At 58.8% G+C, this 323-nt stretch carries 1 protein-coding gene; it reads right to left on the minus strand.

All coding sequences use genetic code 11. From position 1 onward, the window contains the following. The coding region (locus OGY04_RS01675; protein ID WP_286584658.1) for a DUF2931 family protein at window positions 1-323 on the minus strand (323 nt) is incomplete at both ends.

The raw sequence follows: 323 nt of genomic DNA on the forward strand, positions 1-323 counted from the left end.
GCCTGCGTTGACGGGAGGAAGGTAAAACTGCCGCCCGGGACGACGTAGTCTTTACACAGGGTCAGGTCCTTGCCGGAGCGGGTTGTCAGTTTCAGGGGCGTGACCGGCAGGCTGGGGCGTCCGGCGACATCGGAAAACCAGATTTTGACCTTGCCGCCGGGAGACAGGCCAAACACCATTCTGTTGTACCAGACAGGGGAGCCCGATGGGCGGGTATGATCGGCAGGTGTTTTCATCCTCTGCCAGGTTTCGGGGCCGAAGACGGCGCTGGTTTCATAGGTCTGCTGGTCAATATAGGAATCCCAGCAGAAGACAATGTACTG

Origin of the sequence: Citrobacter sp. Cpo091, from assembly GCF_030332645.1 — a bacterium.
GTDB lineage: Bacteria > Pseudomonadota > Gammaproteobacteria > Enterobacterales > Enterobacteriaceae > Citrobacter > Citrobacter portucalensis.